At 35.0% G+C, this 24,347-nt stretch carries 20 protein-coding genes and 1 tRNA gene; 9 read left to right on the top strand and 12 right to left on the bottom strand.

All coding sequences use genetic code 11. The features are described from left to right. Positions 1-9: 9 nt before the first annotated feature. From WJM97_RS15745 to WJM97_RS15735, 3 genes are all read right to left on the bottom strand, one after another. Positions 10-405 carry a carboxymuconolactone decarboxylase family protein gene (locus WJM97_RS15745; RefSeq protein ID WP_353929736.1) on the bottom strand — a complete coding sequence of 132 codons (396 nt, stop codon included), beginning with the start codon at positions 403-405 and terminating at the stop codon, positions 10-12. 90 nt (positions 406-495) lie between these two features. After that, positions 496-1,068, bottom strand: coding sequence for a hypothetical protein (locus WJM97_RS15740; RefSeq protein WP_353929735.1), 573 nt, complete (start codon positions 1,066-1,068; stop codon positions 496-498). A 2-nt stretch (positions 1,069-1,070) separates the two neighbouring features. Beyond that, positions 1,071-2,453 carry an AAA family ATPase gene (locus WJM97_RS15735; protein ID WP_353929734.1) on the bottom strand — a complete coding sequence of 461 codons (1,383 nt, stop codon included), beginning with the start codon at positions 2,451-2,453 and terminating at the stop codon, positions 1,071-1,073. A 244-nt stretch (positions 2,454-2,697) separates the two neighbouring features. Between WJM97_RS15735 and WJM97_RS15730 the strand changes: the two genes are divergently transcribed. Next, entirely contained in the window at positions 2,698-3,645 is a 948-nt protein-coding gene (locus WJM97_RS15730; protein WP_353929733.1) for a zinc-binding dehydrogenase, read from the top strand. A gap of 69 nt (positions 3,646-3,714) precedes the next feature. Here the strand turns inward: WJM97_RS15730 and WJM97_RS15725 are convergent, their stop codons facing one another. The 9 genes from WJM97_RS15725 to WJM97_RS15685 all read right to left on the bottom strand — a co-directional run bounded on the left by WJM97_RS15725 (position 3,715) and on the right by WJM97_RS15685 (position 15,549). Beyond that, positions 3,715-4,311: a nucleotidyltransferase family protein gene (locus tag WJM97_RS15725; RefSeq protein ID WP_353929732.1), complete on the bottom strand. Its 597-nt coding sequence runs from the start codon at positions 4,309-4,311 to the stop codon at positions 3,715-3,717. Positions 4,312-4,378: 67 nt separating this feature from the next. Next, a complete protein-coding gene (locus tag WJM97_RS15720) occupies positions 4,379-5,527 on the bottom strand; it encodes an XdhC family protein (RefSeq protein ID WP_353929731.1) in 1,149 nt (382 codons plus the stop codon). Positions 5,528-5,637: 110 nt separating this feature from the next. Next, positions 5,638-8,613 (bottom strand): hybrid sensor histidine kinase/response regulator, encoded by a 2,976-nt coding sequence (locus WJM97_RS15715; RefSeq protein WP_353929730.1) that lies wholly within the window; start codon positions 8,611-8,613, stop codon positions 5,638-5,640. A 67-nt stretch (positions 8,614-8,680) separates the two neighbouring features. Further along, a complete protein-coding gene (locus tag WJM97_RS15710; RefSeq protein WP_353929729.1) occupies positions 8,681-10,909 on the bottom strand; it encodes a methyl-accepting chemotaxis protein in 2,229 nt (742 codons plus the stop codon). Positions 10,910-10,968: 59 nt separating this feature from the next. Beyond that, entirely contained in the window at positions 10,969-11,466 is a 498-nt protein-coding gene (locus tag WJM97_RS15705) for a chemotaxis protein CheW (protein WP_353929728.1), read from the bottom strand. 70 nt (positions 11,467-11,536) lie between these two features. Then, entirely contained in the window at positions 11,537-12,571 is a 1,035-nt protein-coding gene (locus WJM97_RS15700) for a response regulator (protein WP_353933184.1), read from the bottom strand. Between the two features lie 438 nt (positions 12,572-13,009). Beyond that, a tRNA-Leu gene (locus WJM97_RS15695) sits at positions 13,010-13,091 on the bottom strand. A gap of 265 nt (positions 13,092-13,356) precedes the next feature. Continuing rightward, positions 13,357-14,544 carry an alanine racemase gene (gene alr / locus WJM97_RS15690; protein WP_353929727.1) on the bottom strand — a complete coding sequence of 396 codons (1,188 nt, stop codon included), beginning with the start codon at positions 14,542-14,544 and terminating at the stop codon, positions 13,357-13,359. 327 nt (positions 14,545-14,871) lie between these two features. Then, positions 14,872-15,549 carry a methyltransferase domain-containing protein gene (locus WJM97_RS15685; protein WP_353929726.1) on the bottom strand — a complete coding sequence of 226 codons (678 nt, stop codon included), beginning with the start codon at positions 15,547-15,549 and terminating at the stop codon, positions 14,872-14,874. Positions 15,550-15,937: 388 nt separating this feature from the next. On the opposite strand from WJM97_RS15685, the gene WJM97_RS15680 reads away from it, so the two are divergent. From WJM97_RS15680 to WJM97_RS15645, 8 genes are all read left to right on the top strand, one after another. Continuing rightward, a complete protein-coding gene (locus tag WJM97_RS15680) occupies positions 15,938-17,005 on the top strand; it encodes an alcohol dehydrogenase family protein (RefSeq protein WP_353929725.1) in 1,068 nt (355 codons plus the stop codon). A gap of 91 nt (positions 17,006-17,096) precedes the next feature. Beyond that, the gene (locus WJM97_RS15675; protein ID WP_353929724.1) at positions 17,097-17,999 is read left to right on the top strand and encodes a hypothetical protein; all 903 of its coding nucleotides are present in this window, start codon (positions 17,097-17,099) and stop codon (positions 17,997-17,999) included. Positions 18,000-18,016: 17 nt separating this feature from the next. Continuing rightward, positions 18,017-19,120 carry a mandelate racemase/muconate lactonizing enzyme family protein gene (locus WJM97_RS15670; RefSeq protein ID WP_353929723.1) on the top strand — a complete coding sequence of 368 codons (1,104 nt, stop codon included), beginning with the start codon at positions 18,017-18,019 and terminating at the stop codon, positions 19,118-19,120. A 95-nt stretch (positions 19,121-19,215) separates the two neighbouring features. Then, positions 19,216-19,962, top strand: a complete 747-nt coding sequence (locus WJM97_RS15665) for a hypothetical protein (protein WP_353929722.1) — start codon at positions 19,216-19,218, stop codon at positions 19,960-19,962. Between the two features lie 148 nt (positions 19,963-20,110). Then, complete coding sequence (locus tag WJM97_RS15660) at positions 20,111-20,521, top strand: EamA family transporter (RefSeq protein ID WP_353929721.1); 411 nt, start codon at positions 20,111-20,113, stop codon at positions 20,519-20,521. Positions 20,522-20,550: 29 nt separating this feature from the next. Beyond that, the gene (locus WJM97_RS15655; protein ID WP_353929720.1) at positions 20,551-21,870 is read left to right on the top strand and encodes an NAD(P)-dependent oxidoreductase; all 1,320 of its coding nucleotides are present in this window, start codon (positions 20,551-20,553) and stop codon (positions 21,868-21,870) included. A gap of 63 nt (positions 21,871-21,933) precedes the next feature. After that, positions 21,934-22,866, top strand: a complete 933-nt coding sequence (locus WJM97_RS15650) for a 2-oxoglutarate and iron-dependent oxygenase domain-containing protein (protein WP_353929719.1) — start codon at positions 21,934-21,936, stop codon at positions 22,864-22,866. 250 nt (positions 22,867-23,116) lie between these two features. Next, positions 23,117-24,301: a glycine betaine/L-proline ABC transporter ATP-binding protein gene (locus WJM97_RS15645; RefSeq protein ID WP_353929718.1), complete on the top strand. Its 1,185-nt coding sequence runs from the start codon at positions 23,117-23,119 to the stop codon at positions 24,299-24,301. Positions 24,302-24,347: the final 46 nt, after the last annotated feature.

Here is a 24,347-nt window from a genome sequence, read left to right as displayed (position 1 = left end):
GAACTTAACTTACTGCTGTTTAAATATTTCATCCACAGGAATTTGATAACCATTAGCCAACCTATTTGTCATATTAGCAGCACCAGTAATCGCCATTAATTCCCCAAACATTGTATCAGTCATGCCTTTATTTTTAGCTGCGGTACTGTGGGAAGCAATGCAATATTCACAGTTATTAGTTACACTCACCGCAATGTAAATTAATTCTCGCGTTAATGGATCAATTTCACCTTCACCTGCCATAATTTCCTTGAGATTTTCCCAAGTTCGTTTTAATGTTGGGGGATGATTAGCTAATGCTTTCCAGAAATTGTTGATATATTCAGTTTGTCTAGTAGCGCGGATATCGTCGTAAACTGCACGTACTTCTGGGTTAGCGTCTTCGTATTCAATCAGGTTAGTCATAGGATTTATATGGTTATGGTTGTTAATTGTTTATTTAATATCATAAATTGAGTTATTAATACTAGCTTGTGGTGAAAATGTTTAAAATGTTTATTTCCTCACTCCTATTAAACGATTAAATAATATATAGTTAGACTTAGGAGCAGATAATTTTAACATTTTTTCTGGAATATCATGATTATCTGTGGTTTTTTCTTGCGTTGTTCTTTTATCAATATTAATATTTCTAATAGTTACAAACCGATAAACATAACTATCAAGAAAATGGGAATGTCCCCAAAACTCTTTACCTACTTTCTGAAAATATTCAACACAACACTTTGCACCTTTAAGCTGCTGAATAATTTCCCATTCTTTGGCAGTTTTTCTCTTTGCTTTCATCTCTATACAGAGAATAACTTTTTTCCTGTCAGTATCAGCAACAATGATAAAATCAGCCCGCTTACACTCACCCTTTGAACCATTAAAAATAGTATTTGGTGCAGGAAATTGATCTGCTTTAATCACAATAAATTGATCTTCATCTGGTATACCACGAATTGTTACAAAACAGTTAGGTAGATCAGGTTCTTCAAGAGTCACTATTTTTTTACCATTCTCATCTTTTAATGGTACAGTTGCAGTATTTTTTATCATCTCTTTCAAGATAGCAATATCAGACATTACTATTCACCCCAGACAATTGCTTCTTGAATACGGTTCATAGTTTCAATGGTTTGATCAAAACTACGAGCTTCAATACCTAATTCGGAACTTATTTGTGCTGGGATTAAAGTTTGACATTTAGTTTTTTTAGCCCTACCATCTAATTTTACCAATGCCTCTTCAGCAATATAGACTTTAATTTTTTCAGCAGATATCAATTCTTCTGAGCTATAACCTTCTGTTTTGGCAATTTCTGTGAGATGGGGTTTATCATGATTGAGCATGATCAAAGTATTCAGTTCTTTAATAATATAATCACTGTGAGTTGTAATAAATACTTTAACACCTACATTCACAAGTCGAGCAAATAACCGAGCTACACGACGTTGGTTTTCAGGATGAAGGTTTAATTCTGGTTCATCTATCATCAGTAAATCACCTGGTTGAGCTTCGTGTCTCAAATAAAAACCAATATCTAAGAGAGAACGGACAGCACTAGAACTTTCATCCATAGAAAGTTTAACTCTTTTTCCAGCAGGTAAATAATAAAGTTCATCATTGCGAGTCACACTATATTCACCACCGATAATATCAGCAAAATGTTCTAAGATATCAGGGTGACTTTCATAGATAAAACTGTTTTTTTTAACAATAGTTTCTAGTCTGCGGATAAAATCTACATTGGTTTTAATAGGAAGTGCATAATCTCCATAATCTTTAAGTAAAAGTTCTGTCCTATCAATGTTGTCTCCAGCAGAACCAATTTCTTCCAATAAACGATTCCGATCAAAATTTAAATCTTTACGAAAAATTGCCGCCCCGGTTCTTTCACTACTAGCGATAAAAGGACGAGGTAGTTTGTTTTTAAAAATAATATTTTTTAACGCATCACTAATATACTTTTCAATGATAAAATCAGGTATTTTGACTTTTTCTTTATTCCCTACTAAAGTAATTACTAATTCTGTGCTGCCTTTACTTTTGGCGATAGAAAAAAGTGAAGATTCTCCAAAGTTAATAGTGATATCATATTGATCTAATAAGTTAATATTTTTTGTTTCTAACTTAAACTCAAATTCTGTATTTTTAAACCGATTAGAGGATGCAGCAAAAATTTCAGATAATTCTCGACTATATACTTCACAGCCTTTAGCTACAATTTGATCAACTTGTTGAGCATATTCTTGAATGTCAATAAGAGTTACGCCGTCTGTAAGTAATTCTGTAATTTTGTCATGATTAATAGTAATTGGAAACACTTTACGCCACCTATATAAAAAGCCAAATAAAGCATAAGTAGCATAGGTTTTACCAGTATTGTTATAACCACAAATAATTGTCAAATCACCAAGTGTAAATTCGGCTTGTTTTAAAGCACCAAGATTTTTGACTTTAACTTTCATGGCCGTATCCTTTAACATTTGGATTGACTTGCTATCAGCAATTATTGAAGTTTTTCAGTTTCTAAATATGCCTGAGCATTAACTTTTCTATCATATCTTAATTAAGATGAAAAACAATAATTATATTCTCAGATAGGATTGCAATGTAAAATAATTACAATTCTCACAAAAAAATTCATAAGCACAGACAATTTTGCCAGGTTTTACATCCTCCAAAAGTCTATCAAACCAGGACATAAAAAACATGAACAACAAAATTCGCGCTATTGTAGTTGACCCCAATGTACCAGGACGCTTGGCTTTAAGCGAAGTTGCAGCACCTACCCCAGCCGCAAACGAAGCTATAATCAAAGTTGCATCAATATCACTCAATCGTGGCGAAATCAGACGCGCTGCAAATGCCCAAGCTGGTTGGCGGCCTGGTTGGGACTTAGCCGGTACTGTGGAAACTCCCGCCGCCGATGGTTCAGGGCCAGCACCAGGAACGCGGGTAGTGGGTTTTCTTCCCTCCGGCGCTTGGGGTGAATTGGTTGCAGTACCTACCCACTCCTTAGCAGAACTTCCCCACTTTGTATCATTTGCTCAAGCTGCCACACTCCCCGTAGCGGGTTTAACAGCATATCATGTCTTGAAAAAAGGCGGTTTTCTTCTCAACAAACCTGTGTTAATTACTGGGGCATCCGGTGGTGTTGGTAACTTCGCTATTCAATTAGCCCGGTTAAGCGGCGCAAAGGTAACAGCACACCTGCGTAATTCTAAGTATGAAGCGGTGGTTAAAGAAGCAGGAGCGCATCATATCGTTATCGGTGAAGATATTGCACCAGCGAAAGAATATGGGCCATATCATTTAATTGTGGACTCTGTAGGCGGTTCTGTGTTGGGAACAGCTATAGGTTTACTAAGTACAAATGGTAAAGCTGTGGTGTTTGGAACTACAGCCGGACGAGAGGTGACATTTAATGCAGGTAATCTTTATGCCTTGGGAGGTGCGAGTATTTACGGTTTAATTGTTTTTCATGAACTCAAACAAGAACCAGCATCTGTGGGGTTAAAATGGTTAGTTGAGTTGGTAGAATCTGGTCAGTTACGTCCTCACATTGATATCGAAGCACCTTGGACAGAAATTGCTGATGTTGCTCAACAATTGCTAGATAGACGTTTTCCAGGTAAAGCTGTTTTGCATATTTCCTAACTGATTAAAATATTTGAATAGGGGTTTAGTAATGCTAAACCCTAACTAAAATTGTCGTTAAAAATTTATTTACTTTTCTTGAAGTTGTTGATAATCTTGTGGTGTATCAATATCAATTGCACCTAAAGGGAAAGGAATACTCAAAACATCTTCTGTATAGGTTTTAATAATTTTTCTTGCTCCCATATCTTGAGTTAAATTGGCTAATTTTAAAAAGTAATTTTTGTTAAATAAAACAGGTACTCCTAATGTATCTGCATATTTACAAGCAATGATAGGTTTATTGGTTGAATGGTAAGATGTGACTAAATTATTAATAATTTCTACTGTCAGAAATGGTTGATCACAAACAGTAATTACTACCGCTTCTAAATCAGGATAATTTTCTGTTATTTCCGTGATTCCATATTTAATTGAGGAACTCATTCCTAATTGCCAATCTGGATTTTCTAGGATTTTAATTGCAGTTTCATGAATGTGATTACGGATATTTTCGGCATTTGCTCCTAATACTAATATGACTGGATTACATACAGACGCAATTACATTTTTTATTGTTCTGTTAACTAAATTTTCTCCTTGATAATATAACAGTTGTTTTGGTGAACCCATGCGAGTTGATGCACCAGCGGCTAAAATAATTATCCCAACATTGGATTTATTCATATTTACAATCATTAGATATTCAAGATTTGGTGCGTTACGCTATCGCTAACTCACCCTACAATTACTTTTATTTAATTTTTACCTCCTGGATTTCATTTCTTTGATTAATTGGTTTTGTGCGATTTTTTAAAAACCCACCATCCCGATTTTTAAGTACAGCTTGAATTTCCGCAACTATAGATAAAGCTATTGTTTCCGGTGTATCTGCACCAATATCTAAACCGACGGGAGCATAGAATTTTTCTAATTGCTTGGATGTCAATTCTCCCACATCTGACTGTAAATCAGTTAGTAATCTAGCGGTACGCTTTTTAGAACCTAAACAACCCAAATATTTAATATGAGATGGGATCAAAAGTTTGAGAACTGCTAAATCATCAAAATAATTATGAGTCATTACCACAGCAATAGAATTTTCATTGACAGATACCTGTTGATGTAAAATCTCTCGACGGGTGAGAATGACTTTATCCGCACTGATAAAACGTTCTTGAGTTACTTCTAAAGCGCGACAATCAAAAATAGTAACTTTCCATCCTAATGCTTTGGCAAAGTTCATAACTGGAACAGCATCACGGCCAGCACCAAAAATCATTAAGTTTGGTGGTGGTTGAATAAATTCAATAAAAACGTTAACTTCCCCTAAAGGAAGTTGATATTTATGAAAACTTGAATGTTGATTTTCTAAAGCTGCTTTGCTATCTTTAATTAATGCTTGTTGTAAACTAGATTCAGGAATATTACTATTTACAAAATCATCTGAATTGAGTGTTAAACACGCTCCCAATTGCACATCAATATTACCAGTAACACTAAAAATAGTAGCAATAATTCCTGATTTTTGTGCGGATAAACATTGATGAATAAACTTTAAAGGATTAACTGAATTCTCCTTTTCTAAGGACTCAATTAAAATATCTACAACACCATTACAACCCAACCCAAAACCCCAAATAATATCTTCTTCTGCATTGGTGTCATAGGTAATTACTTTTGCTTTTTTATCTGTCATTAAGCGGGTATGCTCAATTACATCATTTTCTAAACAACCACCGCTGATAGTTCCTACTATCTCACCTGATGTTGTCATCAGCATCCGCGCACCAGGTTGACGGTAAGTAGAACCTTGAACATTGACAACAGTTGCTAAAAATAATTTTTTGTTGTTGTGCTGATTGTCTAAAAATGTTTTAATAATAGAGTTTATCTCTTTCATTTTTCGGTCTATATTATCAGTGTTTTGATATTGTAGCTTAAACAACGTTCACTTATAAACTCGTATCATGAATAAACCAAATAAGCTATCTCAATTCCCAGTTTATTCATTCAATTATTATTAGCTTGTGTCTCGGAAATTTGAAAAATTATCTCTTCCAAGGTTCTTAATAAATCTTGTTCATTATAAGGTTTAGAAAAATAAGCTCTAGCTCCTAATTGCATTGCTAGTTGCCGATGTTTATTACTACTACGAGAGGTCAACATAGCCACAGGAATACTTTTTAAATCAGTGTGAGATTTTACTCTTTCTAAAAAGCTATAACCATCTAATCTTGGCATTTCAATGTCACAAATCACAGCTTGTACCTGCAAACCACTTTCTAGTTTTTCCCAAGCATCTTGACCATCTTTAGCCTGTTCTACTTGATAACCTCCTTTTTCCAAAGTTAAAGCTAAATAACGCCGCACATTTATGGAGTCATCAACAATTAAAATTATCCCTTTTTTATGATTTCGTCTTGTCACAGGTCTAGCTTTTTGTGGTTTCAGAAAAGCCGTTTTTAATTTAGTTTTTGGTAATTTATTTGTTTTATGAGGACGTTGATTATTTGTTGCCCAAGATACTAATTCATTAGTATTTACTAAAGGTACTACTCTACCATCACCCAACATTGTACAGTTGCTAAAACCATCAGGTAAAGGTATATTTCCTTCTACTTGACGAATAGCAACTTCTTGTTCACCCCAACAACGATCTATTTGTACAGCTATTTGTTGATGATCATTTTTAATGATTAACACACTACTAGCATTAATTTTTGTGGTACTTTCTATTTCTAAATGATTATAGTGAGAAGAGTTAAATTCAAAATAATTACCCAAGCGCATTAAAGGTAACATTGTATCTTTCCATTTAATAAATTCTCCTCCATCCATTGAGAAAACTTGATCATCTGCTAATAAAAATATTTCCAAAACTACATCTGTAGGAAATGCCAAAACCATGCGATTATGTAAACCGCTACCTATGTCACTTTCTATTAATAAAACTCGCGCTACAGACAATGTAAATGGCACTGATAAAATAAAAGTTGTCCCAATTCCTGATTGTGTATCAACCTTAACGTCACCTCTGACTAATTGTAGATTATTGCGAACTACATCCATACCCACACCCCGACCAGATAAGGCTGTCACTCGTTCAGAGGTGGTAAAACCTGGCTCAAATATTAATGATAATAATTCTTCTTCACTAGCAGCGGCTATTAATGCGGTGTCTAAACCCATGCTAACGGCGCGGTGACGAATTTTTTCTAAGGAAATTCCTTTGCCATCATCACTGATAGTCACTATTGTGCGATCGCTGCGATGAAATCCTTTAATTTCTATCAATCCTTGTTCCGATTTTCCTAATTTACGACGAGTTGCTGGATCTTCAATACCATGATCGAAAGCATTCCTTAATAAGTGCATTAATGGCTCATTCAAAGCCTCTAAAATACTGCGTTCAATTAATGTTTTTCCACCTTCTATTTTTAACTGTACATTTTTACCATACTCAACATTTAAGTCACGAATTGCTCTAGGGAAACGCTCTACTAAATCAGATAAAGGACGCATTCTTACTTGTGTTAGTTTCCTCTGTACTTGTTTAGAGGTTTTATTAAAGTTCCTGGCAATTTGATCGGTGTCATCAACACTAATTTGAATATCACTAACTACTTCTGCTACCTGCACAATAGTTTCCATCACATCTTGAGATAGCAGATTTAATTTTTGATAACGTTCTAAATCTATTTCTAAATTATTTACTTCAGATACTTGTTTTTGCCCTGCTGATGTGAATAACTCAGAAGACATGATTTGATTGATAATTTTTTCATAACCTGATCTAACTTCTTGATTTTCTTGATTTAGGGTTTGTACTCTTTGACTCAGTCCCAAAACCAGTTTTCTTAATTTTTCTAATTGGGAATTTAAACCATTCCGTTGAATAATAATCTCTCCAAATAAATCATTAATTTCTTCTAATTGTTTACTAGGAACTCGGACTGTATTCTCATGAATATCCTTATCTTTAGAAATATTAGAAACATCAATTTTTCGCTCAATGTGTTGATAATCAAGGGTAGTGATTTCCGGCGTAAAAGCAATATTAGGATCAGGAAATTCTACCGCATTAATTTCTGGTGGTAATTCTATTTCTAAAGATTCTAAATCAGGAATTAACTCATCCGCTATCAAGTTATTTTCCTGAGTTTCTACTGTAATTTGAGTATTAACTTGTGCAGGATTTTGATGAACAACAGTTTCTCCTAATTCTATTTCTGTTGGTAATCTATTTCTTTGATTTGTTAATACTAAAGCTTGCGATCGCCTCCAAGCTGCTAATGCTAATTGAGTAATTTCTACACAGCGTTCTGGTTGTGTTTCTAAACATTGAGTGACTGAATCACAAAGTTGGATAAAACTAGGTAATTGTAACATTTCTCCCAACCCAGCCAACTCTCCAGCCATCACTCCTAATGCTGTTTTTAACTCAGTTGTAGAACTATTGGTTAACAAAGATTCTAAATGTTGTAAACATTCCTCCACCTCCGTTTCAAACAGTAAAGGAATAATATCTTGTCCATCTTCCGGTGATAGCATTGTTGTAATATCCTCTGGAGAAGGATCACCTAAATGCTGATGCAGTTCCTCAAAAATAGGATAACAAAAAGTTTGTAACCACTTTTCATCAAGAGATTTTCTTTCTGCCAATAAATCTACAATTTGTCTTAACCAATCAACTCCAGATAATAATAAACTCTGTAAATGCGTATCAATTTTTAGAGAATTTTTGCGAGTTTTAATAACCTTAAAATAATCCTCTAACCGATGAGCTAAATTACTTAAAACCTTAAAGCCCATCATCGCTGCACCACCCTTAATAGAATGTGCGGCTCGCATAGCAGCATTAATCTTATCTAAATCCAGATGCTGACTAGGATCAATTTCTAATAATATACTTTCCAGGGTATTCAAATAATCAGTTGATTCCTCCAGAAACTGCATCTGAATTTCTAACTCTTTATCACTAGTCATAAATTATCATCCCTTATCTATTTATTAAGTGTTGAACATTTAAAAAATCAACTCAAAAACTAATTTATTAATTGACATTCCAGTTGGCAACTTTACTTTCTAACTGCTGGGAAATATCCGCAGTGTTTTGTAAACAATCAGAAATTTGCTGATAATAATCCCTATTATTTTGAGAAATAGTCGCAATTTCTGCTAACAATTGATTAATTAAATGTGATGTTTCCACTTGAGATATAGAAGTAGTAGAAATCGAATTAACAAAAGTCTCTATTTTTGCAGATATATCCACAACTTCATGCAAACTCTGCTTGGCATTAACAATAACCTGTTTCCCCTCAACTAAATGATTTGCACCTATTTCCATCGCTTGTACAACTTCTGTTGTGTCTCCTTTCATTTTTTCAACGATTTGTTCCAGTTCCTGAACTGCTGCTGTACTTCGTGCTGCTAACTCCCCTACTTCTTCAGCAACCACAGCAAAACCTTGACCTTCTTCTCCTGCACGTGCAGCTTCAATTCCTGCATTTATTGCTAATAGATTGGTCTGAATCGCAATCTGATTAATCAAAGAAACAACGCGAGATATTTGTTGAGAATATTCTCCCAACTGTTTAATTTTATTAGCTGTATTATCTACCGTTTGTTGCCAAGATAAAATATTTTCTACCGTCAAATCCATAGCTTCTCCACTTTGATTAGTGGTATAGTGGAATTGATTGGTTACAGTAGTAATTGTTTCAGCTTCTTTGGCTAAATTTGCCAGCAAGTTAGTCATCTTTGTGACAGTAGCTAAGGTATTATTAATTTTATCAATTTGTGCATCTCCAGCCGCTTTTACATCATTAATTGCATCTTTTTTATTGTCAATGCCTCTATTGATTTCTCTAGTATTATCCTTAATTTGACTCACAATATATCGCAGTCTTTCTAAAATAGAATTAAACAACTTGGCAACATTACCAATTTCTCCATCTCTCACCTCTACTTGTACTGTTAAATCACCATGAGTAGCTTGTTCTATCTGGTTAATTAAATCTAAAATCTGTGAATGTAAATTATCTTTTTCTTGCCATTGTTGCTCAATTTTAGATATTTGATTAACTTGAATATCCTCTTTTTGATATTCGCCAGTATCTTTGATTTCTCCTGCTTGCAAAGGTTCTACTTGAGTCGTAGCTAATGTATTTTCCTTGGTGATACTTTTGCTTAACCAAACTACAAGCAATGTCATTAATAATGCTAGTGAAGCTGACACATTAGCAACTAGCTTTAAAAATTGTTTCTGTGGTTGAAAAGCTGTCACCCTATCTTTCGCTAAAATCAATTTCCAGTTTAAATCTGGTAAATCTGCCAATTTCTGTAACGATAAATAAGTCACTAACTGTGGACTTTGATAAATTGTTTCAACTTTTTTTAACTTATTAACATCTTTCTGATTTACCAAATTAGCTAAACCAGGATATATTACTGTAGCTGCTTGAGCTAGTAAATTCTGCTGTGGACTGAGAAAAAACTTACCTTGAGGATCAACTAAATAATAGTCATTTCTATCGTCTACGGAACTGTTGATATACTCCATGAGCATTTGCATAGATACACGAGTTCTAACGATAGCAACAGTTTTTCCTGTAACCACTTCTTTCACAGGTGCAGCTACATAAATCACTACAGCATTATTGTTTAATACTTCTGGTTGACTAATTACTGGAGCATTTTTTTGTAAAACTTCTTGAAAATACTTGAGATTTTTTTCTTGATTACTAATTCCTCCTTGTGACTGCAAAATAATATTACCATTCAAATTAAATACTGCTACGTGATCATAGCCTTTGTAAGTTTTAACAAACTGATTTAGTAGTGCGGTTTTTTCTGCCAGTGTTGTACTTTGAGCAACTTGAGGATTAGTTAAAAATGGTAGTTTGGCAAGAATTTGAATGTCACCATATCTGGCTAACATAAATCTTTTAATAACATCACCTAAGCTAACAGCTTGACTTTCTTGGGTTTTGATCACCTGGTTACTAATCAATTTACTACCAAAATGATAACTAATCATTCCCAGTCCTAATATCGGCACTGTCCCGATAGCTACAGAAACTAATATTCCTTTGGTGTGAAATTTTAGTTGTCGGAAATGTTTAATTAAATTCTTCTGCAAATAGTTCTTATCTTTTTGATCCTGAGACTCTTTATCTTTAACTACTTCTTGCTGCTGATCACTAACTGATGATGATTTTTGGATAAATGTTTTATTGTTATCCTGATTTTGATAGGTAGTATCGTTTTTATTTGACATAAATAAACACCTCTAAAACTTAACTGCTATTAAAATTTGTTTGCTATTTAATTTGTTACTTAATCATTCACAGAATGAGCATAATTAACAATATTGCTTGCATCTAACACCAATAATGTTTCTTCTTTTTGTTCTACACATCCAGATAAATAAGGTACTAAACTAGCTGCTACTTGTCCGATAGGAGAATGAATGTCATCTGTCATTAATTTAGTTGTACCTTTAATTTCTTGTACTACTAAACCTAATAGATTGGACTCTACTTTAATCACGATAATATTGTAGTGTCTATGATGATATTCTAATCCTTCTAAATTGAATAATTTGGGCATATTGATTACCCAAATAATCCGACTACGCCAATTCATTAATCCTAATACATAAGGTGGCATATTAGGCATGGATGTGACAGATCCAATCGGTACAATAATTGCTTCTTGGATATGAGTAATTGATAATACAGCAGTAGTTTGTTGATTGATTTGAAACTGAAGATAGCTATGTTCTGAAACATTGTTGCTGACTTGAGAATTAAATTTCAATTGAGAACTAGTCATGGTTTAAATGCAAGATTTTGAAACAGCAATTTATTAAATTTAAAATGGATAGGATTTAAAATTTTAGAATTTAACCAATGTGTTTGGATACCATCTTTAGTAAATCTGTTCTGGTAAAGGGTTTAGTTAAATAACCAGATGACCTCACAATTTTTGCCTTTGCTTTATCTACAAATCCTTTTCTACTTGTCACCATAATAATAGGTATATTTTTAAAACCTGAATGTTTACGTAATAAAGAACATAACTCATAGCCATCTAAGTTGGGCATTTCCACATCTAACAAAATTAAGTCTGGTTTACTTCTGATAATTTGCATTAAGGCTTTGATAGGATCGTTAATTGTGACGACTGAGAATATCTTTTCATCTAAAAAATGTTGAATAGAATTGAGAACAGCTTGACTATCATCAATACAGGCAATTGTATATGATGTTTTTTGAAATCTCAATAAATCCTGACTTGAATTGTCTTCAGTATATTTTTGCTTTAATGTGCTATCGTCTACTTTTTGTGGAGATTTTTTCTGATTTGTAACTGTGCTGGTTAATATTTTTTGCACCGGAATATTTCGACGTTCAACTAACCGTTTCTGACATTGTTCTACAATTAATTGCAAATCTAAATAACAAAACTTTTGTAATTCATTTAAGCCATAATCAGCATTTAATTTATAGTTACCAGCTTTTAAAGAAATAAACGATTCTAGAACCTCTTTGACTATTTCTTCTATCAAAGTTCCTGCTTGTGTAGGGGTAATATATTCTTGATTCACAAGCCAGCAAACAGCATGATAATCAGCATTAGGTATCAGTTGACTATGATCTTTATCCCCCAATATCAACCCCATCTGCTCATAGGTTGTATCGTTAAAAGCAGGAATTTCCTGATTTAATCGGTGTAAATGGCTTTCTAGACGTTCAAAGACTTTATCTGAATAGGTAGCATAAATTAATTTACCTTCTTCTAAATAAATTGACCAGGAAGAAACATCAGTATATACACTTAAACATCCAGTTACTTTTTTAGTTTTTAATTGTGCTAAAAGAGATAAAGGATGTAGTTTGTTAAATAACCTATTGTTACCTAAAGAACTTGTCATAATTTTGCTTTTACTTTAGATACATGAAAAAACCGATGATTTGAATTTATATAACAAATACATCACAATTACTACAACTTACAAAACATCCAGGTTATGTGATCATAAATACAAAGTACGATGTTTTATATCTTCTATGAATACCTAACAATAACAGTATTAATCAAAGATTATCAAATCTTAGTCAGTTTATAGATAGTTGACTAAGTAACTTACTCATATTGTGATTATCAGGCATTTTTGTAAAATTACTCCGAAAATGTTAACAAGAAATTATATTCTATATTGTTAAATACTGAAAAGTATGGCAGGTGAAAACTGGGAAAACAATGTTATTTAGTTTTCTGCTTATTTACTGTGGGTTTAAATAGCCTAAAAATTTAGCTGGGACAGTGATTATACATCTCCAACCCAGCTAGGATACTTTGATTTTGTTTTTAGTGCGGATGAAAGGACTTGAACCTTCACTCCTTTCGGAACTAGAACCTAAATCTAGCGCGTCTGCCAATTTCGCCACATCCGCATTCATTAGTATCCCAATTTAGCACAGCAAATTTAGAATGTCAAGATAATATTTAGTCCTGACCAAAAGAATGGGATACAAGCCCCGTCCTTCTAGGACGGCTTTATGGTAAAATTTAGGTATAGTCGCCATAGGGCATTGGGAGACTCTAAACGGACATGGAGGGACGGTAAGACCACTTGTGGCGCATCCCAGCGAAGTGTCAAGGAATCCTCGCTCCTTTAGGACGAGGAGGTATGTCAATCGGTTATCCTTCCTCCCCTATTTACATTACGGCTACACGGGGGAGACGATGTTTGAAACCACAGAGAATTTCCCAGGCAATGGTGTTTAATTGATTAGCCCAATCATTTGCAGATATTTGTTCTTTCCCCTGTTGTCCCAATAAGGTGACAATTTCGCCTTCTTGTAGGTCGGGTATGGAAGTTACATCTATCATTAACTGATCCATGGTAATGGCGCCGATTTGTGGGACAGGCTGATTACGTAGTAAAACTTGCATTTGGTTGGAAAGATTGCGGGGAACTCCATCTGCATAACCAATCCCAACTACGGCAATTCTCATCTCTTTGGGTGCAATAAAATGATGACCATAACTCACCCCTGTTCCTTTGGCAATAGTTTTTACATGGGTAATTCTGGCTTTAAGTTGTAATACTGGTTGCAGTTTAATTTTATTTTCCAAGTGAGTAGCAGGATACAGACCATACATAGCTAAACCTACACGCACCATATCATAGTGTAATTTAGGATCTGCCAGGGTAGCGGCGGAGTTGGCTAAATGCAAACTGGGAATTTTGATCCCTCTGGCTTGAATTTGGGCGATCGCCTCTGTAAATCTTCTCTGTTGTTCTTGCATAATCGCCGGATCAGGACTATCTGCGGTAGCTAGGTGAGAATAAATACTGGCAATATTTAAATGGGGTAGTCCTTGTACTAATTGCACAAAATCACCTGCTTTTTGCCAATCAGTTCCTAACCGTGACATTCCTGTATCTAATTTGATATGTACAGGGATGAAAGAATTATCACCAAGGGCTTCTAGAGTATCAGAAAATATTAAAGCTTGTTTAGGGCTACACAGTGTTGGTTCAAGTTTCCACTGGGCGATCGCCTGAATTTGTTCTGCTGTGTGGGTAGCACCTAAAATCAAAATTGGGGCTTTTATCCCTTCTTCTCTTAATTGAATACCTTCAGGAACTGTCGCCACTCCTAACCAACTCGCCCCAGCTTCTAATACAGTTTTAGCAACGGTTACAGATCCATGTCCATAAGCATCAGCTTTTACCACTGCCATTAACTGAGTCTGCGGAGTTAAAAATTTAACTAACTGCTTGATATTATCAGTCAAAGCCCCCAAATCAATTTCCACCCAAGCACGTTGAGAAAACCACGCGTAAGTATTGCACTCTTGACTATCAGCAAAACTAGGGGTCTGTTTGCTACTGAACATTGCACTTCACTCCTATCACACCACTGCAAACCTTCTAAATAATTTCAACGATCCTGAATTTGCCCTCAAAGCCATATCAATTTAATCAGGAAAGTTTACCGTTAATCCGGGAGTTTGTACAAGATGCTGAGTAAGTAGGTGCTACGCCACGGTGACGGACTAGAAAGTCTGTTTCAAAGCTTCATTTTTTGATTCTTTGACTAGTTTATCTGTCTATCTGTGACTAAAATGCTCAAATTCTGGTAAAGACGTGGAAAGTCTATACCAGAGATATTTGATAGAAAAATCAGCAATAATGATGATTGATTACCTATCAATTCCTGTTATTTATGCAACTAGGAAAGCCCAATAATGCGCCCCTTCTTCTGCGATATAGGGACCATCCATAATGGAATTAATTAACTTGATTGTTCCTCGTACCAATAAGCGATCTACAAGTTCTTGATAATCACTGCTGTCATAGTAGCTTTTTCTGGTACTAATGACTAATAATCCGCCAGGTTTTGTAATTCTAATTAACTCTTCCAACGCTGTAGAATGTACGTGTCCTAAAGTGAAAACACCACAACAGACAATAATTTCATATTCATTGTCTTGATATGCTTCTATTTTGCGATTCATATCGCATTTCCCTTCTAGGGAGTTGTAAGCATTAGTATTTTCAGCTATTTCAACCATATTCTGGGATAGGTCAAAACCATCTATTTTGCCGAAACCTTTTTTTTGTAGTTCAACACCTACTAAACCTGTACCACACCCGGCATCAAGAATTTTTAAATTAGTTTTACCAGCATCAAGGTGGAAATGATTTTCTAGGATTTTAGCCAGATAGTCAGCTATAAATTTTGGGCCAGAATATTTTTCATTAGACACATCTAGATCATATTCTCTAGACCATTTGTCATAGTATTCTTGTAATTGTTCAGGATTGTAAGATAATTCGTGGGCTTCTTTAATAGCATCCCAACTGTTGTTATTTTTTTCTGTGATTAGATTATTGTTCATTACTTATGTCACCAAATTTTCTACAAGTGGTGTTGCTGATGTCAATTTTGAATCCTCTGGATTCATTTATACTTTCGACTTAGACATGAATTTAGCAACCACGAGAGCATATTATCATTTTTATCTACTTTCTTATCATGGAAATTACTGTAATATGCTAATTACATCTTAAAATTAGCTACTTTTTTCATCGGATCTAGCTAATTACCCGGAGATGTCATAATTCAGCCGCTGATACATCACAGAACGGATAAAATACTTATGGAAAGGCGATTAGGATAACATTTCTTTTATTGATAATTGTCAAAATAATCTCGTAAATTTGTTAAAAGTAATACTTTTTTTGAACAGTTAAAATAAAATGTAAACAAATATAAAGGTAAAAAAAATGACAAAATTAATGAATGCTGTAATTTTGACTGGATATGGTGGCCCTGATAAATTAGTTTATACCCAAGTTCCTAAGCCCCAACCCCAAAAAGGAGAAGTTCTGATCAAAGTGGGAGCTTGTTCTGTCAATAATACGGATTTCAATACTCGCACTGGTTGGTATGCAGCACAGGAATCTTTTCAAGATATCCTGCAAGATCAGGCTCAAAATAGTGTAGATACATCCACCAGTTGGCAACAAGCAGGAATTACATTTCCGCGCATTCAAGGTGCTGATATAGTGGGGACAGTGGCAGGAATTGGGGATGGTGTCAATCCAGACATACTCAATCAAAGAGTAATTTGTGATCCTTGGATTCGCACAGGGAAATTAGCGGAATATAAATATATTGGTAGTGAAATTGATGGTGGGTTTGCAGAATACACAGTAGTACCTGTCACGAATGTTTATCCTCTTAGTTCTTCCCTCTCAGATGTGGAATTAGCAGCTATTCCCTGCGCTTATTCTACAGCAGAAAATTTAGTTACTAAAGCGAGGGTATCAGCAAAAGATACGGTATTAATTACTGGAGCATCTGGTGGAGTAGGTAGTGCAGCTATTCAACTATGTAAAATCAGGGGTGCAAAAGTAGTTGCAATTGTTGGTGCAAATAAAGAAAGATTTGCTAGGTTATTAGGAGCAGATTATGTATATTACAGAGATGAACAATTAGCGTCTAATTTAAATAAACATCAGTTCACTGTAGCTTTAGATGTGGTGGGAGGAGATAATTTTCCACTGCTGTTGAGAAATCTAGAAATTGGTGGTAGATATGCTACATCAGGAGCGATCGCCGGGCCAATGGTAACTCTAGATTTACGGGATTTAATTTACAAAGATTTAGAAATGATTGGGGCAACTCGCTTAGAATCAGCAGTATTCCAAAGATTAGTTGATTATATAAATAAAGACCTTTTGAAACCAGTTGTGGATAAAGTTTTTCCTTTGGCACAAATCCATGAAGCTCAGAAAATTTTCCAAACAAAAAGCTTTTTCGGTAAAGTTGTCATTACCCTATCTATATAATTTAGTTTTATTAACAAAAATTTTGGTTGAGGCTGTCAGGTGTTATTTTGAAGGATGAAAACTTTACGAAATCACCATTTGAACCTCAAGCATGACTGAAACATTAATAGAATCTTTGCTTAATCATCTGACTTTATCAACAGAAGATAAACAGTTTTTTAAACAGCATGGATTTATCAAACTGAAAAATCTTTTGACAAATGAAGCTATCAATGAACTACAAAAGTTAATATCTCAATCCCAGGCTATGCAAACCCCTCCTAAATCCTACTCTGGAGATATATCACGCCTTGGTTATGATATTGAAGAAAAAATTACTCAAGATATATGTGATTCAGCTATTTTTCAAGATGTGATGAAACAATTAACAGAAGATAGAGGAGTAGCTTTCATTCAAGGTATAGGATTTGAATTACAAACAAATCAGACAGGATTTAATTGGCATCATGATATTATGTCATTGTGTCACGTCATGCCAGATGATTTAGCATACACATTATGGATTCCACTTGATCCGATTCATACTCAAGAACAACATGGAGGTTTGGCTTATGTCTCACGTCAAGTTTATTCTGCTAAATACTATTTTGATCTGATTTGGCAATTAGTAAAACAAGATCAATTTAGTGATTTTGCCCAGACAGAAGATGTGAAAAATTGGGATTTTCAATCTGCTGATCCAATAGAAACTTTTTTGTTAGAAAAAAATAAAGTAGAAGATGACTTTGCATTAGGTGATGCTCTCTTATTAGATAAATTTGTTTGGCATAAAAGTTGCACCTTCAAAGCAGGAAAATTACCATCCAGAAGGGCTTATGTCATGCGTTTTGTTGATGGACAAGCTCGCTACTCAAAAACTATGATGGAGGGTACTTATTCCCTTGTAAAAGCTACCAGTAACGATCTTCTCACTAATTTTGGTTATCAACTTGCTAAGTTTCTGCAAGAAGGTGAAATGATTGGTGATAACCTTACAAGGTTTAGAAATAAATAAACTCAAATTTATAGATCATGAAAATTACTCGCATCTCCGTATATAAAGTTAATTTACCCCTCCAACATCCCTACCGACTCTCCGGGGGAAGATTATATTTTGACAAACTCGACTCTACCATCGTCGCTATAGATACAGATGAAGGTATCCGTGGTTGGGGTGAAGGATGTCCCTGGGGTTCTACCTATCTTCCCGCATTTCCTAGAGGGGTAAGAGCAGGTATTGAAGAGTTAGCACCACAATTGGTCGGACTTGATCCCCGACGTACTGATTTTATTTATCGGACAATGGATCTAGCTTTACCAGGACATCCCTATATTAAATCTGCATTGGATATGGCTTGTTGGGATATTTTAGGTAAGGTATCTGGACTACCTTTATGTGAACTATTTGGAGGGAGGATAGACGAACCTGTTACAGGTCAAAATTCCGTTCCCACCGGGACACCAGAGGAAATGATTAAATCTATTCAATGGGGACAGGAACGGGGTTATGTTGTTCATACCTGTAAAATTGGTGCTGATGTAGCTTTGGATATTGAAAGAATTAAAACTGTCAGTGCTTACTTACCAGGAAATGAAACTGCTACCTTTGATGTTAACCGGGCTTGGTTAATGGATGAAGCACTCAGGGTAATGAATGCAGTCAAAGATCATGTTTGTTATTTTGAAGAACCTTGTGAAACCTACGAAGAAACCCGTCAAGTCCGACGACTTACTTCTCATCCGATTATCTTAGATGAATGTATTCAGAAATATGGTGATATTGTCCGTGCTAATGCTGACAATGCCTGTGAAGCTATTGGTTTAAAAGTCGGTCGAGTGGGAGGGTTAACAAAGGCCAAACGGATTAGAGATTTTTGTATGGAACGGGGTATCAGAATGAATATTGAAGAAACAGGCGGTAGTATTATTGCTGATACAGGAGCAATACATTTAGCTCAAGCAACTCCCAGAATATTTTTAAGGGCTTCTTGGTTGTGTCATGATATGTTAACTGTTGATACTGCTACAGGGGGAGCGCGAAATCAAGGTGGTAAAACCTTTGCACCAGATGTTCCCGGTTTGGGAGTAGAACCGAAAATGGATGTTTTAGGTGAGGCGATCGCTATATATCAATAGACCTGTTGTAAAATTCAAAATTAAATCTTTGTGAGGCGATTTTTCCTCAGTCTTCGCATGGATAAAATTTTTACATAACCTAAGTTGATCAAAATATGAGCAAAATTCTGGCTTTATGGTCTACCTTTCGTGCAGTCTCTACCGCATTTGAGTGCATGATGCGAGAACGAGGAGATTTTGTGGTTTTCCACGAACCCTTTGGGCTTTCATTCTACAATAGCGAAGAACGGCGCAATACTAATCGTTATCCAGATGCTGAAATCAAAGCTGAGAATAACTATCAAGCCACAAAACAAAAGTTGCAGGAAGAAGCTAAACAGCACCAAGTCTTTATTAAAGATATGCCCTACTATATCAGTCACTTAATAAAACCTGAGTTCGTAGCTGAGTTTGAAAATACTTTTCTGATAAGAGATCCAGCTAAAATGCTTCTTTCTTTGCACTACCGATGGCCAGATTTTACCCTAGAAGAAACAGGTTACGAATCCCTGTATCGTTACTTTATGATGGCTATAGATATTAGTGGTAAAATACCTGTACTAATAGACGCTCACGATATACTAAATAATCCAGATTTAACCATTAAAGCTTATTGCAATGCAGTGGGCATTCCTTTTATTCCAGAAGCCTTAAGTTGGGAACCAAAATCTCGACCAGAAATTAATCAGTGGGAAAATGGTTTGTGGCATAGTTCTCTTAGTACCAGCACAGGATTGAGAGATAGAAAGCACAAGGAAATTTACTATGGAACGGTGGAAGATAACGATCACTTAAAGCAAGCCTACGAGTATTGTTTGCCTTATTACCAAAAACTTTACGAACATAGACTGCGGATTAAATAACTAAAGATATAGCCATTACCATGCTAGTGAGGTCAATTTTTTTCTTTTTAGGTAACAGGGAATAGGGAATAAATTGGTGTGTACTTCATTAGACTGGGAAACGCTATATAATTCTTCCATAGTATATTAAATAAATATCTATATCTATATGAAAACATGGTTAATTCCCACTATGGGTGCTTTATTTTGTTGGGCTGGTTGGGCTTTTTTACCAAAACTAGCTATTCAAAATATTGATACTAAAAGTATTTTAATTTATGAAGCTCTTGGTGCATTAACAATTGCATTACTCGTTTTAGTTAGTATTGACTATAAACTAGAACTAGACTGGAAAGCCGGTAGCATTGCCTTTATTAGTGGCGCTTTAAATATTTTAGGTGTTCTCTGTTATCTTCAGGCGATCGCCAAAGGAAAAATTTCTCTAATTTCTACCATATCTGCCCTTTATCCTCTGTTAGTAATTATTTTAGCTGTATTTTTTTTCCAAGAATCTTTAACCTTAAAACAATTTTTAGGTTTAGCACTAGGTTTATCCAGTATCATCTTACTAGCGACTTAGTTTCCTGAACAATTATCCTGAATAAATTCATGAGTAACATCCAAAGAATTGCTTACATTGGCACAGGTTCAATGGGCAAACCGATGATTTTTAAACTCTTAAAAGCGGGATATCCTGTACAGGTTTATGATAAATATCCAGAAGCAGCAACAACAGTAATCGCAGCCGGTGCAGTTTGGTATAATAGTCCTAAAGAAGTTGCTGAAAATGCTGATATTGTAGTGACAAATCTTCCCTTACCCCATCATGTGACAGAAAATATGTTAGGGGAAAATGGCGCATTAGCGGGGATGAAAAAAGGCTCAACTTGGATTGATTTTTCCACCACCGACTATCACAACACCCAACATATTGCTAACGAAGCTAAGAAAAAAGGTGTCTATAGTTTGGAATCTCCTGTGAGTAATTTATCCCACATGGGAGTAGATTTTGCTAACGTCAGTTTTTATGTCAGTGGCGATAAAGAAGGTTATAATCTGTGTGAGGAAGCCCTAAATAATATGGGCAAAATTTCCTTTTTTGTCAGCAATAAAATTGGTAAAGCACAAACAGTAAAGTTACTAACTAATTTACTGTTTTACACAGGGATGGTTGTTGTTGGAGAAGTGCTGGCTATTGCTAAAACCCAAGGCATTCCCTTAGATTGGATGTGGGATTTTATGAGAGCATCCAGTGGTAATTGTTTTGTTTCTGAACAAGTTACCCCATTTATCTTTGACGGTAGTTATGACTATTCTTGTTCTCTAGAAATTACTGTGAAAGACACAGATTTAACCGTAAAATTAGCAGATGAATTAAATGTTCCTTTACCTATCGGCAGAATAATTGAAGCTAGATATCGCCAAGCAGGAGAGAAATATAAACCCCATGATAATCACGTCATGGTCACAAAATTAATCGAGGAAGAGAATAATTTTGATCTGAGAGTACCAGGGTTTATCGCACCTTCTCCCTATGGTTTAAATCGTAGTTATGTTCATGCTTCGGAATTAGTTACCGACAGTTTTGGTAGAGTTAAACCCCTCCCCTATCAACTAACTTATGAGCGCCCTAAACAGCAACTAGAGGGTAAATTAGAAGAAATTGCTCAAGATTTGACAGATTTCATGGCTTATGTTAACTATATCATTTTACAAGAAGCCTATATGCTAGGTAAGAGTATGGGATTATCCAAAAATCTATTAGTAGATGTAATTCGCTGGAGTTGCGGCACAAGTTGGGTTTTTGATCATGAAGATTCATTTCAGCCAGATAGCAATATTGTCAAAAAAGTCAGACAATATGATTTTGGTAATAAAACAAAGATTCCCACAATTACGAAAATTATCGCTTTGTTGGAGAATCAATAAATAGTTGGAAATGGTACTACCAAAATCAACTTTTCCCGATTGTAAATTAGAGAGATAATACCAATGGAGCATCTACCAATTATATCCTTATCCGAGTTAGATAAAAATGAAGTTGATAATCAAGAAATCAAAAGATTATATGACACTTGTTATGAATGTGGTTTTTTCTATTTAAAAGATCACGGAGTTTCTAAATCTAGTATTGATAAAACTATAACTGCATCAAGAAATTTCTTTCATCTTCCAGAAGAGATTAAACAACAGTATGGACATGATGTACAAAAAGTTTATCCGCCAACCTCACGGGGTTATGTTCCTTTACTTGGTGAATATTTAAATAAAGAGATTGGTTTTGATCCGAAAGCAATTTTTGATTTAGGTTTAGATAAACCATTATCAGAACAACCATTTACAGGACCGAATATTCTGCCAGATGATAACATTGCACCAGACTTTGCTGAATCTCATTACAACTTGCAAAAAGAAATAATGACAAAGGTTGTTCCTAAATTGTTAAAAGCAATTGCTATATCTTTAGGTTTAGAACCAACCTGGTTTGATCCATATTTTGATGATCCTGTTTTAATCCAGCGGACAATTTACTATCCAGAAAAATCTGGACAAGCTGGTAAACATACAGATAATGGCATTTTTACTGTTTTAATTCAAGAACAACTACCCCATCCTTCTTTAAGGGTTTACACAAAAGATAAATGGATTGATGCACCCTGTTTAGAAGATACATTCATTATCAATTTAGGGGATATGCTGCAAATGTGGACTAACGGTTTATTTGTAAGTACACCCCATGCAGTCATTCATGAATATCCAGGTACTCGGATCTCAATACCTTTTTTCATTTACCCAAATATTGATGCCATCATTAAACCATTTGAAACAGAAAAAACAATTAGTTCTAAAGAAGTAATGCTCAAAAACTTTGAATCTATTTGGGTAGATCATAAAGGGGCTGGTAGAGCAGAAGAACTTGTATAATTGCCATCTTCAGCTATCAGCTAAAACTAGATCATAGATCAACTTTAAAAACCATAATACTCAATACTCAGATCCTCTAATTCTTGAAGAATTCAGGGATTTATATTCAAGGTGTTTTATATCTAAATCCTATTAATTAATATGTTAAAATTAAATAAATCTGTCTGTAAACGAAAACTGAATTTAGTAAAATCTAGCCTTTGCAACAACCCTGTATTTTTAAAGTAGTTAGTTATTGACATATCAGAAAATGAACAATCCAAAACCTAAAATAGTCATAGAAAATCTGATTAAAATTTACGGAGATAAACCCCATGCTGCATTGAAATTATTTAACTCAGGTGGAACTAGAGATTCTATTTTAAAAGCAACCGGTAATGTTTTGGGGATTGCAGATGTATCTTTCAAGATTAATGAAGGTGAATTATTTGTAGTTATGGGATTATCTGGTTCAGGTAAATCTACTTTAGTTCGCTGTATCAATCGCCTAATTAATCCTACCAGTGGACATATTTACATAGACGGTGAAGATGTTGCCCATGTTGACGAGAAGCGGATGCGAGAAATTCGCCTCTCTAAAGTATCAATGGTATTTCAACGATTTGGACTATTTCCTCATAAAACAGTAGCGGAAAATGTGGAATATGGTTTAAAAGTCAAAGGCATGGATGCAGAAGAACGCCGTCAGAAAGCCTTGGAAAATTTAAAAAGTGTTGGTTTAGGACAATGGGGAGATTATTTACCTTCTTCCCTCAGTGGTGGGATGCAGCAAAGGGTAGGTTTAGCCCGTGCTTTAGCCACAGATGCAGATATCCTGTTAATGGATGAGGCATTTAGCGCCCTTGATCCCTTAATTCGCCGAGAAATGCAAGATGAACTATTAAGACTACAAAAAGAACTACATAAAACAATTGTCTTTATTAGCCATGATATCCAAGAAGCATTAAAAATTGGCGATCGCATCGCAGTCATGAAAGATGGTGCCATAGTGCAAATTGGCACACCAGAAGAATTAATCACTCAACCCGCTGATGATTATATCCGCTCCTTCATGGAAGAAGTTAACCGCGCCCAAGTAATTAAAACCGGTTCAATTATACGTCACACCACATTTTTGGTACTTGGAGAAGACATACCTAGTGAAAAGTTAAAGAAAATGTCAGCGGAAGAATATATATGCGTTGTAGATAGCGATCGCCAACCCATAGGCATGGTTAACCAAGAAACTTTAGCATCAGTTGTACAAGAACAGTCTGATATTACCGCAGTCATGGAAACAGACTTTCCCCAAGTAGAAGCAAACAGTAATCTAGAAACTACTTTTCCTCTCTATCAACAAGGGCTACCCATCACTGTAGTTGATGAAGAAGGTAAATTCCAAGGCATTGTAGAAATAGCAGATGTCCTAGAAAATATCAGTCCCTCAGATAATTAATGTTATTAGTCATTAGTCATTAGTAGTTTTTTCCAATCACCAATCA

It is taken from the genome of Okeanomitos corallinicola TIOX110, assembly GCF_038050375.1.
Classification (GTDB): Bacteria; Cyanobacteriota; Cyanobacteriia; order Cyanobacteriales; family Nostocaceae; genus Okeanomitos; species Okeanomitos corallinicola.
Note: the sequence above shows the minus strand (reverse complement) of the source record. Positions and strands in the feature narration are given on the sequence as shown.